Genomic DNA, 13,470 nt, shown 5'->3' on the forward strand with positions numbered 1-13,470 from the left:
GATGATCAGGGCCGGAGTTCGAGCTTGACCTCGCCCAGTTCGCTATGGCCTTGCGCGGCGGTCAAGTCGCCTTGCGGCGGCCACTGGAAGGGGATGCTCACGATCTCGCGTCCGCCCACTTCGCGCGCCGCTTCGACGTAGAGCTTGTATGCGCCAGGTGCGAGCTTGGGCAATGCGACGGACCCCTCTGTGAAGTTGAGTTGATGCTTGCCGGCCGGCCGGGTCGCGCTGCTCACGCCGTCGACCGGCATCTGCAATTCGCGTCCCGTGCGGCGCCACCACTGGCGCATGTCCTTGAGCCACTTGGTGCCTTCGCCCTCGGCGTTGCCCTTGTTCTTGACGTCGTACCAGACGGCCAGGGTGGTCGCGACGGATTGGTCGGGACGCTCGATCCACGCTGCGACATAGGGCCGGTGGTATTCGGCGACGTTGAGCCGCGGGACTTCGATGTTGAGCGAGAGGCCCGCCGCGAACGCCGGGGCGCCGAGCAGAGCGGCAAGGGCAATCGAATATCGAACTTGCACTGGATCTTTCTCCTGAAATCAATGAATGAACAGCAATGCGAGCAGCATCGGGATCACCAGGCCCATGCCGACCATCGGCCACGTCAAGGGCCGATTGCCCGCATGCATCTTGAGGATGAACAAACCAGTGACCGAGAACACCAGCGCCGCCGCTGCGAAGATGTCGATGAACCAACTCCAGGCCGTACCCGTGTTGCGGCCCTTGTGCAGATCGTTCAAGTAGGAGAGCCAGCCGCGGTCCGTGCGCTCGTATTCGGCTTGGCCGTCGGCGAGGCTGAGCCTTAGCCAGGCATCGCCGCCCGGACGCGGCAGGGAGAGATAGATTTCGTCGTCCGACCATTCGGCTTCGCGGCCCGAAGTGTCGATCGACCATTGCCGCCGCACCCAAGCCTGAAGCTCCTCGGGCAATTCGGCTTTGCCTTTTTGCGCCTTGACGGCGGCTGCCTGCTGAACGAGTCTTTCGCGCAATGCCGAATCGATGGTGCCCGCATGGCTTGTGATGCTGGGTTTTGCCTCGATGCTTGCCGCGTGGTTGAGCGTGAAGCCTGTGACCGCAAACAAGATCATCCCAATGAGACAGACCGCCGAACTGACCCAATGCCATTCATGCAGGGTCTTGAGCCAATAGGCGCGGCGACGGTTGTCGGGGGATGTGGCGATCATTTGAGGCGCCGATTCTAGACTCACAAATGAGAATGACTGTTATTCTCGCGAGCAGGCGAGGGCAACGCAAAGATCCGATGCCCGTGGGGAAACCCTTGCCCTGCCTGGACTTTCAGCTATGCCATTGATAGCAGGTGAAGTTTCGTAAAGGCGAGAAAACGGGCAGCGCATGTTGCGGGCCGGATGCGCCGGATCCGTTCGGCTGCCTACAAGAAAGCTACAGGACGAAGGGCACGAAGCGGCGCGTGCGTCGCATGTAGTCCTGGTAGGCCGCGCCGAAATGCGCGAGGCATTCCTTCTCTTCGCGGAAGGCGGTGACGACAAGAAGCGCCGTCGCCATCAGCGCCAGCCCGAGACCGGGCCAGGTGAATTGCTGCAGGAAGATGCCCCACGCCAGGCAGATGAGCGCGGTGTACATCGGGTGGCGAATGAATCGGAATGCACCGGCGGTGACCAGCGTCGTCGTCTTCTCGAATCCAAGCAGGGCTTTGTCCCTGCGTGTCTCGCTCGGCGTGCCGAGACGCCTCAAGAGAACGAAGGCGTGAAGCGGCAGCAACACGGAGGTCATGAAAAGCGCCTGCGCCACCAACTTGCCCGGGGTGAGCGGCGCATCACCCCAGACGGGCAAGTTGATCCAGATCAGCCCGAGGATGCACTCCCATGCAAAGAAGCGATAGAAGCCATGAGAGCGCGGCCGCAGGATCGCGCCCCGCGACAAGTAAAGGAGCGCGGAGCTCACGACCACGAAGGTGGGTCCGTAGGCTGCAAGTGGGAGCAGCATCCGCTTCGTCAGGTCAGCATTGGCAAGCTGTCACTCAGCCAACGAGTCGTCGGTCAATCCGCAACCACCGGATGGCGCAATGGCGCCACCGGCAGATGCACCGCGCGATGCAGGAAAGCCGACTCCGGCTCGCCGGCGCGCAGGCGGGCGAGCATTTCATCGGGATCGAATTCCACGCCGATCGGATTCTGCGCAAACCCCGGACCTTCCATGAATTCGGTGGCCTCTTCGTTGGTCGCGTAGGCGTCGACCTGAAACTCCATTCGGTTGCCGTCAGGGTCCCCGTAATACATCGACACCGTGATGCCGTGATGCAGGCACCAGTACGGCAGGATGCCGAGCTCCTTCAGTTGGGCGTAGTTCTCCGCAAGCTCACGCAATGACCCGTAGGTGTAGGCCACATGGTCGACGCCGACAAGATCCTGCCGGCGTCGGGGTCCATCGGGCTCGAACACCGACAGGTTGATGAAGGCGACGCGGTGATGCTCATCGTCGTAGGTGACGAAGGCAATCGCCGGGTTGCGATGCCGGACCGTGGCGTCAAACACGGTCTGGTACCAGCGGATCATCTCGTCGAAGCGATAGGTCCGGTAAACCACGTGAACGAACTTCGCGGGACGAATGCGGGGTGTTGCTGTCATGTCGGCTCCCATTCGGCTGCTACCGAAGCCGATCGGGACACTAGCATTTTCAGACGGACCCCGCCAGTCTCCTATTTCAGTTCAACACAGGTTCAAGACAACTTCAGGAACAGTTGTATGAACTTGCCGCACTCGGATCGGTGCCCACGAAGTTGGCCTTGGTCGGATACATGCAGATCGGCCGTGAAGTCGTCTTCGCGCCGCCCGTGGTCACCTGCGAGGTGATGTCGAGCCTGCTCGGCGGCTGACCCTGTTCCACCCACACCGTCAGCGCGAGATACAGCTGGTCGAGAGTTGGAAGCGGCGGATTCGCGGCAGGGTTGGTCGTGCCATTTGTGAAACCGTGCGCCATGCCCGGAACGAGGAAGAGCCTGTAGAAGTTCTTGACGACCGTGTCGCCGCCCATCTTCGTGGTCAACCTGTTGTAGTAGTTGAGCGTGCCCTGCGGCGGAATGAGCGTGTCCGACAGCCCGTGATAGACCAGCATCTTGCCGCCCCGCGCCGCGAATTCGGCGAGATTGTTATCGTCGGTGTTGATGTTGGCGAACTGGGGCTGGAGTGCCACGCCGCGGTCGTATGCATTGGACAAGTCGATGTACGACAAGCCCTTCCAACCGTCAGCGCCGTTGCCCGTCGCGTTGACGAAGTTGGTCGACGCAATCGTCGGGTTCTGCAGCTCGAGGGCCACCATGTCGGATGCGATGGTGAAGGGCGTGGGGCCTGCAAGCCCTGAGACGTTGGTGCCTCGCGTGAGGCCATACCAGCGCTGGCTGCCCTGCGGTTCAAGCGCGAAGCCGTTGTCGGTCGAAGGCGAGGGCACGGAACCGTCAGCCGTCTGGCCGTACCAGATCTTGTTCATGGCGACGGCCTGTTGTTGCGTGACGCAGCTGCCAGCTGGCGCGCCGCCTCCGCTCGATGCGCAGATCACGCTCGCGTCCTGCGTCGGATCGTAGCGGCACTGCGAGGGATCGGGGACGTAGCCCAGATGCTGGTTGCCGACGACGTCGCATGCATTGATGGCGGCATTGCCGAGCAATGCAATCTGCGCTGTCGTGAGCGGAACGCCACCCAGGTCGCGCTGATAGACGATCTGCGGATACAGCTCGGATGTGATGAACTTCGACCAGTTGATCGCCGGCGCGCCGGCCAGGATGCCGTCGAAGTCCTTCGGATTGGCCTGTGCCTCTTTATGGCCCTGGCGACCGCCGGTCGAGAAGCCGTCCCAGTACGCGTACTTGGCCGCAGTGCCGTAGTAGGCCTGCGTCAGCGCCTTGGTCTTCACCGCCATTTCGTGAATGGCCCGCTCGGAGAAGTCGCTCCACAACACTGTGTTGATCGTTCCGTCGGGATTCATCGCGAAGGAGCCGCCATTCGCTGTGTTGGCATGCCCGGTGTCGGTGCTTGCGGATACGGCACCCTCGACCATGGCGGTCGTCGCGGGTGAGCCGGACGAGCCGCCGGTGGTGCCGGCCAGTGCCGTCGTCGAAGCCTGCACGCCGCCGGCCCAGCCGCCGCCGCCCTTGACGTGGATTCGATGATTCCACTTGCCTTCACTCGGCAACCAGATCTCGATGCCGATTCCGGACGAAGTCGAAGGCGCACCCGCCGGCCCCGGATTGCCAGGGCCGACAAGCAGCTTGACCACACACACATCGCTCGTTGCCGTCGGTGTCGTTGCGGTCGATGCCCCAGAGAGCAAGAGCGGATCGCCCGCCTTGAACGGCTTCACCAGAAGAACCTGCGTCAGGCTGTCCGGCGTGAAGCGCGTCTTCATGGTGTCGTCACAAACGAGCTTGGACTGCCCAGGCGGCGTGATGGGAAAAAACCCGCCCCCGCCGTGACCCCCGCCACCGCACGCGGCGAGCGTGCCCGCCACGGCAAAAAGCCCGAGCCGGCCGAGTGTCGCTGTCGACGACTTGAACGCGCATTGCATGAGCATGATGTCCCCTCTTGGTGTGTTGGCTGCGGAGTGCAGCTTCAATGTTCCTAGAGGTTCATGCGCTAACGTTGCTTGCGTCGTCGTAGGAATCTACCCATCCGCACCGAGGCGAACGGCCTACAACACGGCAACGTCACGCCATCGGCTGTGCGGTGCCCACTGCATACACCTCCACCGGCGCTGCCTTGCCGCGAAACGTCGCCGGCCCGAGGTGCTCGAAATCGATGCGTCCATTGATCGCGGCGCTCGTCGTCGGATCGATCAGGATCGGCCGCTTCGCGATTTTGGTGTGCTCTTCCAGGCGCGCGGCAAGATTGACGGTGTCGCCGATGCAGGTGTAGGTCGCGCGCTGCTGCGTGCCGGTGTAGCCCGCCACCATCTCGCCTGTCGCAATGCCGATGCCGATGCGGATCGCCGGCTTCGGCGTTGCGATTCGGTCGACGTTCAACAACTCGATCATCTCGATCATGTCCAAGGCGGCAAGCACCGCGGCCTCGCCGTGGTCGGGCAGCGGCAGTGGCGCACCGAAGATCGCCATCAAGCCGTCGCCGATCATCTGGTTGACCACGCCGCCGTGGCCATTGATGGCGTCGAACATCAGCGTGTAGTAGGTATTGAGCAGTTCGATCGTCTCTTCGGGCGGCTGTGATTCGACCAGCGACGTGAACCCGCGGATGTCGCAGAACATCACTGTCCCCTGCACGCGCCGCCCGCCCAACGCAAAGCCCGATTGCTGCAAGTCCTGCGCAACTTCGGAGGTCGCGAAGCGGCGCACCATTTCCTTCTGCTGGTCGCGCAGGCGCTTCTTCTCCAGGCTGGCGCTGATGCGCGCCTTCAGCAACACCGGATTGATCGGCTTGTGCAGGTAGTCCTCGGCACCAAGCTCGATGCAACGCACGATGTTCGCCAAGCCTTCGAGCGAGGAGGTCACGATCACGGGGATGTCACGCAGCTTGGGGTCGGCAGTCAGTTGCTCAAGCACCTGGAAGCCATCCATCTCGGGCATCTCGATGTCCAGCAGCAGCAGATCGAAGGACTGACGGCGCAGCAGTTCGAGTGCGACGCGCCCGTTCTCGGCGCAGTCGACCCCATGCCCGTGCTGTTCGAGGCTGCGAGTCAGCAGCAGGCGGTTGACCTTGTTGTCGTCCACCACCAGAAGCCGGGCGGGTGCATGGCGCAGGTCAACCATGGCTCAACTCCGCGAGTGTCGTCGCGACGCGCGCGTACTCCTGTTCCAGCGCGTCCAGGGTGTTCGGACTCGCGCTCGCTGCGAATCCATTCAACTCCAGCTCGCGCGACATTCCGCCGAGCCTGAGCGCGCCGAAGGTCATGCTGTTCGACTTGAGCGAATGGGCTGCTCGCCGAAACGTATTGGCGTCTTCGGCGGCCAGCGAATCGCGCAGTTCCTGGAGCATGGCCGGGGCTTCTTCCAGGAACGTCTGAACCAACTCCTCGATGAAGTCGGCCCCCGCGGTTTCCTTCAGTTCGTTGAAAGTCCCAAGATCGATGGTTGCATCGCTCATGTCATCGTTCCCTGCGCGTCGGTACGCTGTTCAATGCTTCAATGAGCCGATCGACGCGGATCGGCTTTGTCAGGTAGTCGTCCATGCCTGCCTCCATGCACATCTCGCGATCGCCTTGCATCGCATTGGCCGTCATGGCCACGATGCGCGGTCGTTGCCCGGGCTCCAGCAGCGCGCAGATCTGGCGCGTCGCATCCAACCCATCGAGTTCGGGCATCTGCACGTCCATCAGCACGACGTCGTAGGTTTGGCGCTGCACCGACTCCACAGCCTCGATGCCGTTGGAGGCGAGGTCTGCCCGGTAGCCCATCTGCTGCAGCAGGCGCATCGCAAGCTTCTGGTTCACCGCGTTGTCCTCGGCAAGCAGGATGCGCAGTGGATGCCGCTCCGCCATGGAGGGATCGATCTGTGCCTTGGCCTTGGCGATTGCCGGTGGCCTTGCGGCAGTGTCATGCGCGAGCAGGCTGACCAAGGTATCAAACAGATGGGATTGGCGAATCGGCTTGGCCAGGAAGGCCCTGAACATTGATTCGGCATCACCTACTTCGCGACGGCCCACCGAACTGAAGAGCACCAGCGGCAAGGTGGCGTGAAGGGTTCGGATCCGCCGCGCCAACTCGACTCCGTCCATGTCCGGCATGTGCATGTCGAGGATCGCGAGATCGAAAGGCTTGYCTTCCTGCAGCCAGTGCAGGGCCTCGGCGGGAGAATCCGTTTCGCGTGTCTCCATGCCCCAATGGCCCGCCTGCAATGAAAGCACGCGGCGGTTTGTCGCGTTGTCGTCGACCACGAGCAATCGCTTGCCGCGCAGCTCTGCCTGCACGCCCGAGAAATCGCGGCTCCGAGTCGGCGGCAGTTGTGCCGTCGGTACTTCGATGGTGAAGAAGAAGGTCGAGCCGCTGCCCATGCCGGCGCTTTCGGCCCACATGCGCCCGCCCATGAGTTCGGCCAGACGCTTGCTGATCGCCAGGCCAAGGCCGGTGCCGCCGTACTTGCGCGTCGTGCTGGAGTCCGCCTGCGAGAAGGACTTGAACAGCCGTCCCATGCCCTCTGGAGTGAGGCCGATGCCGGTATCGCGCACTGCAAAGGTCAGGGTCACCTTGCCCGAGGGCGCTGGCTGCGCACTGACTGTCAACACCACCTCACCGGCATGGGTGAACTTCACCGCGTTGCTCAGCAAGTTCAGCAGGATCTGCCGCAGGCGCGCCAGGTCGCCGCTCACTGCGGCGGGCACGTCGCCCTCGAAGACGTAGGCTGTATCGAGGTTCTTCTCGGTCGCGCGCGAGCTCACCAGGTCGAGCGCTGATTCCACGCAATCGCGCAGGTCGAACGGATGCGACTCGATGTCCATGCGGCCGGCCTCGATCTTCGAGTAGTCGAGGATCTCATTGATGATCGTCAGCAGTGCATCGCCCGAATCGCGAATCGTCGCGACGTAGTCCTGCTGGTCCGCGTCCAGCTTCGTTTCGAGCAGCAGGCCGCTCATGCCGATCACGGCATTCATCGGCGTGCGGATCTCATGGCTCATCGTCGCGAGGAAGGCACTCTTGGCTTCGTTCGCAGCCTCGGCCGCCGCGCGCGCCTCCTGGGTCTGCTTGAACAATGCCGCATTTTGGATCGCGATCACGGCCTGGTCCGCAAAGGTCTTCAGCAGCTTGATTTCTTTCTCGCTGAAGGGGCCCGGCGGCTGGCGATTGACGTGGATTGAGCCGATATTCCGGCCCTCCCAGATCAAGGGGGCGACGATGATCGCGTAGTTGCCCATCTGTTCGGCCACTTCGCGCATGAAGACCGGGGCCTTCGGGTCGGCGAGCACGTCCGGAAGATGAAAGACTTCGACGCCGGCCATCGGGGAGCCCATGGCCTCGGTGAGGACCGGCCGCGGATAGTGGCGCTCCAACGCCTCGCGCGCGGAGCCCCGGTGGGCGCCCAAATGCACCAGGCCGTCGTCCCCGAGCAGCGAGATCCCCAACTGATGACCGGAGAACAGGTGTTCGCAGCTCTCCAGGATCTTCTCGAACACAGGCTGCGCGTCTTCCATCGAGCTGCCGATGACCTGGAGCACTTCGGCCATCGCGGTCTGTCGATGGAGCGCTTCCTGGGTTTCGTCAAACAGGCGGGCGTTTTCCAGCGCGATGCCCATGCTCGCCGCCACTGTTTCGAGGAGCTGGATCTCGCTGCGCCCGAAGGCATATTCGCGCTCGTGGTTCTGCAGGCCGATCACGCCGAGGACGCGATCGCTTCCGATGATCGGCACGCCAACGACCGAATGGGCCCAATCGGTGCCCGGCGTCGGCCGCAGGCCGGCCTGAACCTGCTCCTCACGCGTGTTTGCCACGCGAACCTTGCGCTCGTGCAGGATGGTCGCCACGGTTTCGTCAGGCTTCAGCGGCCGTGCCGGCAGCAGCGGGAGCGGGCGATTGTGCTCATAGCGGTACAGCGCCTGGACGTAGTTGGTCCGGTCGTCCCACCACATGATGGCCACGTTGCCGGAGTCGAACATCTCTCGCAGCTTGTCGCCCACCATCCGGATGACCGCGAGGAATTCCATGCGGGCCACCATGCCCCGCTGGATGCTGTTCACGAAGGTCAGTTCGCCGGCGCGTTGCGCGAGCTCGGCCGTTCGCTCTGTCAGTTGATGTTGCAGGCTCTCGCGCTCGCGGATGGCAGCAAGTGCCGCGGCCGCCTGTTGCGCGAGGAGGGCGATCCGATCGCGGTCCGCCTCATCGAAGCGGCCGGCCGTGCCTTCGACGTCGGTGTAGAGATAGCCCATTGGCGTGTGCTGCGCCATCAGCGGAGCGATCACGCACGAGCGCTGCGCCTTCGGTTCGGCACCGTCCGGCCCATGCCGCAGGCTCGCAGAATTCCCGTGGACGGCTTCCGTCAGCCAAGGGCGGATGGCATCGAGCAGCCCGGCCGGATCTTCGCTTCCGGGAAGGATCGAGCCGGCGACGTTCGGTCCCGCCCCCGCCTCCAGTACCAGCAGCACGCGCTGAGCGCCGCTGAGATCGGCCGCCTCGTCCACCAGCAGCGCATGCACCTCCGCCTCGGTGCGCAGCGCGTTGAAAGCCAGCCCGCTGCGCACCAGCCGCTCGAATGGCTCGCGCATCGGCGTTACCGCGCGCGGTGCATGCACAGTCAGTGGTCGGGAACGGGGCTCTGCCATGGGGCGTTTGACTCCTTTGACTCCTGAATCGATGCGCGGGCGGCGCACACCGCGTGGAGTCTAGCGGCGAAGCGAATTCAACAAAGCCGGCCTTGTCACAAAATCGCCCTGGCCAACGTATTGAGGAAATATGGACGATCCGACCCGCACTTTCGACCAACTTCGCGCCCGCCTCCAGGGCATCGCCTACCGCATGCTCGGCTCCGTGGCCGAGGCCGAAGAGGTGGTTCAGGATGCCTGGCTGCGCTGGCATGAAGCCGATCACACGGAGCTCGACAGCGCCGAGGCTTGGCTGGTCACCGTCACCACGCGGCTGTCGATCGATCGCCTTCGCACCGCCAAGTCGCGGCGGGAGCACTATGTCGGGATCTGGCTGCCCGAGCCGGTGCTGACCGACTCGCCCCCGACGCCCGACCAGTTGCTCGAACGCGCGGACGAGGTGTCGGTGGCCTTTCTGATGCTGCTGGAGCGGCTCTCGCCGGAAGGCCGGGCGGCCTTCTTGCTTCGGGAGGTGTTCGACGCCGACTACGCCGATCTCTCGCGCATGATCGGCAAGAGCGAAGCGGCCTGCCGCCAACTGGTGCATCGCGCGAAGGCGCAGATCCGCGACGAGCGGCCCCGCTACGATGTTTCACCGGACATGCATGAGCGCCTGCTGCGCGACTTCGCGGCGGCGGCGACGGGGGGCAACCTCGCGACGCTGAAATCGATGCTGTCGGAAGACGCAGAGCTCATCGGAGACGGCGGCGGCAAGGTGCCGAGCTTCGGCAGGCCGGTCGTGGGAGGCCAGCGGATCGCGCAGTTGTACTTTGCCGTGCAGCGACGTTTCGGAGATGGCCAGCGCGTCGAGCTGGCGCGGGTCAACGGCGAGCTGGGGCTCCTGCGCTTCATCGGCGGCGAACTGGAATCCGTGCAGACCTACGAGACCGACGGCAAGCGCATCGTGCGCATCCACGTGCAGCGCAACCCTGACAAGCTGGCGCGGCTGGCAACGCTTTTGGCGCGTTGATGTCACAAGGCGCGGGGCTCGAACGTCTTCAGGGGGTGGACGCCAATTTCATCACCCGAGGCTCGCATCATCGAACGGCGTGCATGCGCGATGCCTCACCCATCGGAGCAATCATGAGCCAACGCATCAATCCCTGGCAGCAGTCCCCTGAGCTGGTCAAGAAGTTCCAGGAGTTCAGCAGTCAGCTGAAAGACTGTGCGGTCGAACAGTCGATCCGCGACCTCGTGCACATCCGTGCCTCGCAGATCAACGGCTGTGGCTTCTGCCTCGACATGCACGTCAAGGAAGCCCGCTTGCACGGAGAGCGCGAACTGCGCATTCATCATCTGCCCATCTGGCGTGAGTCGGCGCTGTTCTCAGCGCGCGAGCGCGCCGCGCTGGCATGGACCGAGGTGCTGACGCGCCTGCCGGAGCACGGCGTGCCGGACGACATCTTCGACAGCGTTCGGACGCAGTTCTCGGAAAAGGAACTGTCAGACCTGAGCTTCGTGGTCATGGAAATCAACGGGTGGAACCGGCTGAGCATCGGGTTCAGGAATGTCCCCGGTTCCGCCGACAAGGCTTTCGGGTTGGACAAGGCGCAGCTGAACTGATCGCGGGCGCAAGCCGGGCGGGCTGGCAGGCCGGCCCGTGGACTCTTGTGGAAGGTGCGGCGATGCGCTACCGTCCTGCACGCTGCTTCCTTCCTGGAGATCGCCCGATGACCCGTGTCTTCAACTTCAGCGCCGGTCCCGCGACGCTGCCTGAATCGGTGTTGCGCCAAGCGGCCGACGAGATGCTCGACTGGCACGGCAGCGGGATGTCGGTGATGGAGATGAGCCACCGCGGCAAGGAATTCATCGCGATCCACGCGGAGGCTGAAAGGCTGCTGCGCGAGCTCCTGGAAGTGCCTTCGAACTACAAGGTCCTCTTCATGCAGGGCGGCGCGATCGGCGAGAACGCCATCGTCCCCATGAACATGCTGCGCGGTCGTGCAAGCGCTGACTACATCGACACGGGCGAATGGTCGAAGAAGTCGATCAAGGAAGCGAAGAAGTACGGCAAGGTCAATGTGGCCGCCAGCAGCGAGGCGGGCGGCTACACCAGCGTGCCTCCGCGGGAGAGCTGGAAACTCGACCGCGACGCCGCCTACGTCCATATCTGCTCGAACGAGACCATCGGCGGGGTCGAATACCACTGGACGCCCGACACTGGGGAAGTGCCGCTGGTGGCGGACATGTCGAGCAACTTCATGTCGCGCCCGGTCGACGTCAGCCGCTACGGGCTGATCTATGGAGGCGCGCAGAAGAACGTCGGTCCGGCCGGCGTCACACTTGTGATCGTGCGCGACGACCTCATCGGCCAGGCGCTGCCGATCACGCCTTCGGCCTTCGACTACAAGATCCAGTCGGACAACGACTCGATGTTCAACACGCCGCCGACGTATGCGATCTATATCGCGGGCCTGATGTTCAACTGGATCAAGGCGCAAGGCGGGCTGACGGCCATGGAGACGCACAACCGCAAGAAGGCGGCGGTGCTCTACGACTATCTCGAGACCACGTCCTTCTTCTACAACCCGGTGGCGCGCGAAGACCGTTCGCTGATGAACGTGCCCTTCAAGCTGCGCGACGAGTCGCTGGACGGCGCTTTCCTGAAGGGGGCCGAAGCACGCGGCATGGTGCAGCTCAAGGGGCATCGCTCAGTCGGCGGCATGCGGGCGTCGATCTACAACGCGATGCCGATCGAAGGCGTGTCCGCGCTGGTGGCCTACATGAAGGAGTTCGAGGCAAGCCATGGTTGAGCGCCTGAGGATCCTGGTGCTCAACCAGATCTCGGCGAAAGGGCTGGCACGCTTGCCGGAGTCGCGCTACAGGGTGAGCGCGGACTTGGCGGCGCCCGACGCGGTGCTGGTCCGCTCAGCCGACATGCACGCGATGGACATCCCCACTAGTGTGCGCGCCATCGCACGCGCTGGGGCCGGCACGAACAACATTCCGGTCAAGGAAATGAGCGCGCGCGGCGTGCCGGTGTTCAACGCGCCGGGCGCCAATGCCAATGCGGTGAAGGAACTGGTGCTGGCTGGCATGCTGATGGCGGCGCGCCACTTGTCGGGCGCGTTGCGCTTCGTCGACCAGCTGGATGCGAGTCGGGCCGATCTCGATCGGACCGTCGAGCACGGCAAGAGCGCGTTTGCCGGCTATGAGCTGGCCGGCCATACGCTGGGCATCGTCGGTCTGGGGAAGGTGGGATGTCTGGTTGCCGACGCCGCGATCAGGCTGGGGATGAACGTCCTCGGCTTCGATCCGGAGATCACGGTTGACGCGGCATGGAGCCTGCCGTCGCAGGTCAAACGCGCCGGCAGCGTATCGGAGGTGCTGCGCAACGCGCACTTCGTGACATTGCATGTGCCGCTGATGGAGTCGACGCGCAATCTGGTGAACGCCGACAACCTTGGCCTGATGCGGCCCGGGACCGTGCTGCTGAATTTTTCGCGCGACGGCGTGGTCGGCAACGAAGCGGTGCTGGCGTCGCTCGAGGCCGGGCACCTGGCGACTTACGTGTGCGACTTTCCAAGTGCGGTGCTGCACCACCACAAGCGGGTTGTGTGCTTGCCGCACCTGGGCGCATGCACCCGCGAAGCCGAAGAGAACTGCGCCATCATGGTCGCCGATCAGCTCTGCGATTTCCTCGAGAACGGCAACATCGCGAATGCGGTGAATTTCCCTAGCGTGAGCATGGCGCGCGAATCACCTGACCGTGTGGCGATATCGAACGCCAACGTGCCCAACATGCTGGGGCAGATCTCTACAGCCATGGCGCGCGCCGGACTCAATATTCACAACATGGTGAACAAGTCGCGTGGCGACATGGCCTATACGCTGGTGGATGTGGACAGCGCAGTGAGCGATTCAGTACTGGCCAACATCGGATCGATCGATGGCGTGCTGTCGGTGCGGTATCTGCCGCACGTGGCCGGCTAGGACCCAGAGGGCTTGAGCCCTTCAGATCGAGTGGCGGAGATGAAACGGCTGCTGGCTGTCGCGATGGCGATGGTCGAGTTGACGCATGCGGCGCTCCAGGTCATAGATGTCGACGGAACCGGCGAGATAGCTCTCGTCGATTTCGCGTTGAATCTGAAGGCGGCGTTGAAGCGCGGCGAGTGCACGGTGAAGCAATGTCATGGCGGTACCTTGGATAGACGGCAAAATATAAGGGTTTTCCCTATCTTCTGCCTTCGACTC

13 protein-coding genes are annotated in these 13,470 nt (G+C 63.5%); 4 read left to right on the top strand and 9 right to left on the bottom strand.

The annotated features are described in order from the left end of the window. Window positions 1-5: 5 nt before the first annotated feature. From AC1DMA_RS08390 to AC1DMA_RS08425, 8 genes are all read right to left on the bottom strand, one after another. A complete protein-coding gene (locus tag AC1DMA_RS08390; protein WP_478124665.1) occupies window positions 6-524 on the bottom strand; it encodes a DUF2271 domain-containing protein in 519 nt (172 codons plus the stop codon). An 18-nt stretch (window positions 525-542) separates the two neighbouring features. Then, complete coding sequence (locus tag AC1DMA_RS08395; RefSeq protein ID WP_478143883.1) at window positions 543-1,187, bottom strand: PepSY-associated TM helix domain-containing protein; 645 nt, start codon at window positions 1,185-1,187, stop codon at window positions 543-545. A 217-nt stretch (window positions 1,188-1,404) separates the two neighbouring features. Continuing rightward, on the bottom strand, window positions 1,405-1,968 hold the full coding sequence (locus tag AC1DMA_RS08400; RefSeq protein ID WP_478143884.1) for a methyltransferase family protein: 564 nt from the start codon (window positions 1,966-1,968) through the stop codon (window positions 1,405-1,407). Between the two features lie 53 nt (window positions 1,969-2,021). Next, the gene (locus tag AC1DMA_RS08405) at window positions 2,022-2,609 is read right to left on the bottom strand and encodes a VOC family protein (RefSeq protein ID WP_478124668.1); all 588 of its coding nucleotides are present in this window, start codon (window positions 2,607-2,609) and stop codon (window positions 2,022-2,024) included. A gap of 103 nt (window positions 2,610-2,712) precedes the next feature. Further along, complete coding sequence (locus AC1DMA_RS08410; RefSeq protein WP_478143885.1) at window positions 2,713-4,548, bottom strand: tannase/feruloyl esterase family alpha/beta hydrolase; 1,836 nt, start codon at window positions 4,546-4,548, stop codon at window positions 2,713-2,715. Window positions 4,549-4,681: 133 nt separating this feature from the next. Next, complete coding sequence (locus AC1DMA_RS08415) at window positions 4,682-5,737, bottom strand: adenylate/guanylate cyclase domain-containing protein (RefSeq protein ID WP_478124670.1); 1,056 nt, start codon at window positions 5,735-5,737, stop codon at window positions 4,682-4,684. Then, complete coding sequence (locus AC1DMA_RS08420; RefSeq protein WP_478143886.1) at window positions 5,730-6,071, bottom strand: Hpt domain-containing protein; 342 nt, start codon at window positions 6,069-6,071, stop codon at window positions 5,730-5,732. Before AC1DMA_RS08420 ends, AC1DMA_RS08415 begins: the two co-directional genes overlap by 8 nt. Window position 6,072: 1 nt before the next feature. Further along, window positions 6,073-9,237 (bottom strand): hybrid sensor histidine kinase/response regulator, encoded by a 3,165-nt coding sequence (locus tag AC1DMA_RS08425; RefSeq protein ID WP_478143887.1) that lies wholly within the window; start codon window positions 9,235-9,237, stop codon window positions 6,073-6,075. A 130-nt stretch (window positions 9,238-9,367) separates the two neighbouring features. On the opposite strand from AC1DMA_RS08425, the gene AC1DMA_RS08430 reads away from it, so the two are divergent. From AC1DMA_RS08430 to AC1DMA_RS08445, 4 genes are all read left to right on the top strand, one after another. Then, window positions 9,368-10,246, top strand: a complete 879-nt coding sequence (locus AC1DMA_RS08430; RefSeq protein WP_478143888.1) for an RNA polymerase sigma-70 factor — start codon at window positions 9,368-9,370, stop codon at window positions 10,244-10,246. A 113-nt stretch (window positions 10,247-10,359) separates the two neighbouring features. Continuing rightward, window positions 10,360-10,839, top strand: coding sequence for a carboxymuconolactone decarboxylase family protein (locus tag AC1DMA_RS08435; RefSeq protein WP_478143889.1), 480 nt, complete (start codon window positions 10,360-10,362; stop codon window positions 10,837-10,839). A gap of 107 nt (window positions 10,840-10,946) precedes the next feature. After that, window positions 10,947-12,029: a 3-phosphoserine/phosphohydroxythreonine transaminase gene (gene serC, locus AC1DMA_RS08440; protein ID WP_478124675.1), complete on the top strand. Its 1,083-nt coding sequence runs from the start codon at window positions 10,947-10,949 to the stop codon at window positions 12,027-12,029. After that, entirely contained in the window at window positions 12,022-13,209 is a 1,188-nt protein-coding gene (locus tag AC1DMA_RS08445) for a phosphoglycerate dehydrogenase (protein ID WP_478143890.1), read from the top strand. The genes serC and AC1DMA_RS08445 overlap by 8 nt, the downstream gene beginning before the upstream one ends. A 21-nt stretch (window positions 13,210-13,230) precedes the next feature. Here AC1DMA_RS08445 and AC1DMA_RS08450 read toward each other — a convergent pair whose 3' ends face one another. Next, window positions 13,231-13,410: a DUF3563 family protein gene (locus AC1DMA_RS08450; protein ID WP_478143891.1), complete on the bottom strand. Its 180-nt coding sequence runs from the start codon at window positions 13,408-13,410 to the stop codon at window positions 13,231-13,233. Between the last annotated feature and the right edge of the window lie 60 nt (window positions 13,411-13,470).

Source organism: Variovorax sp. 05N34 (genome assembly GCF_056397405.1).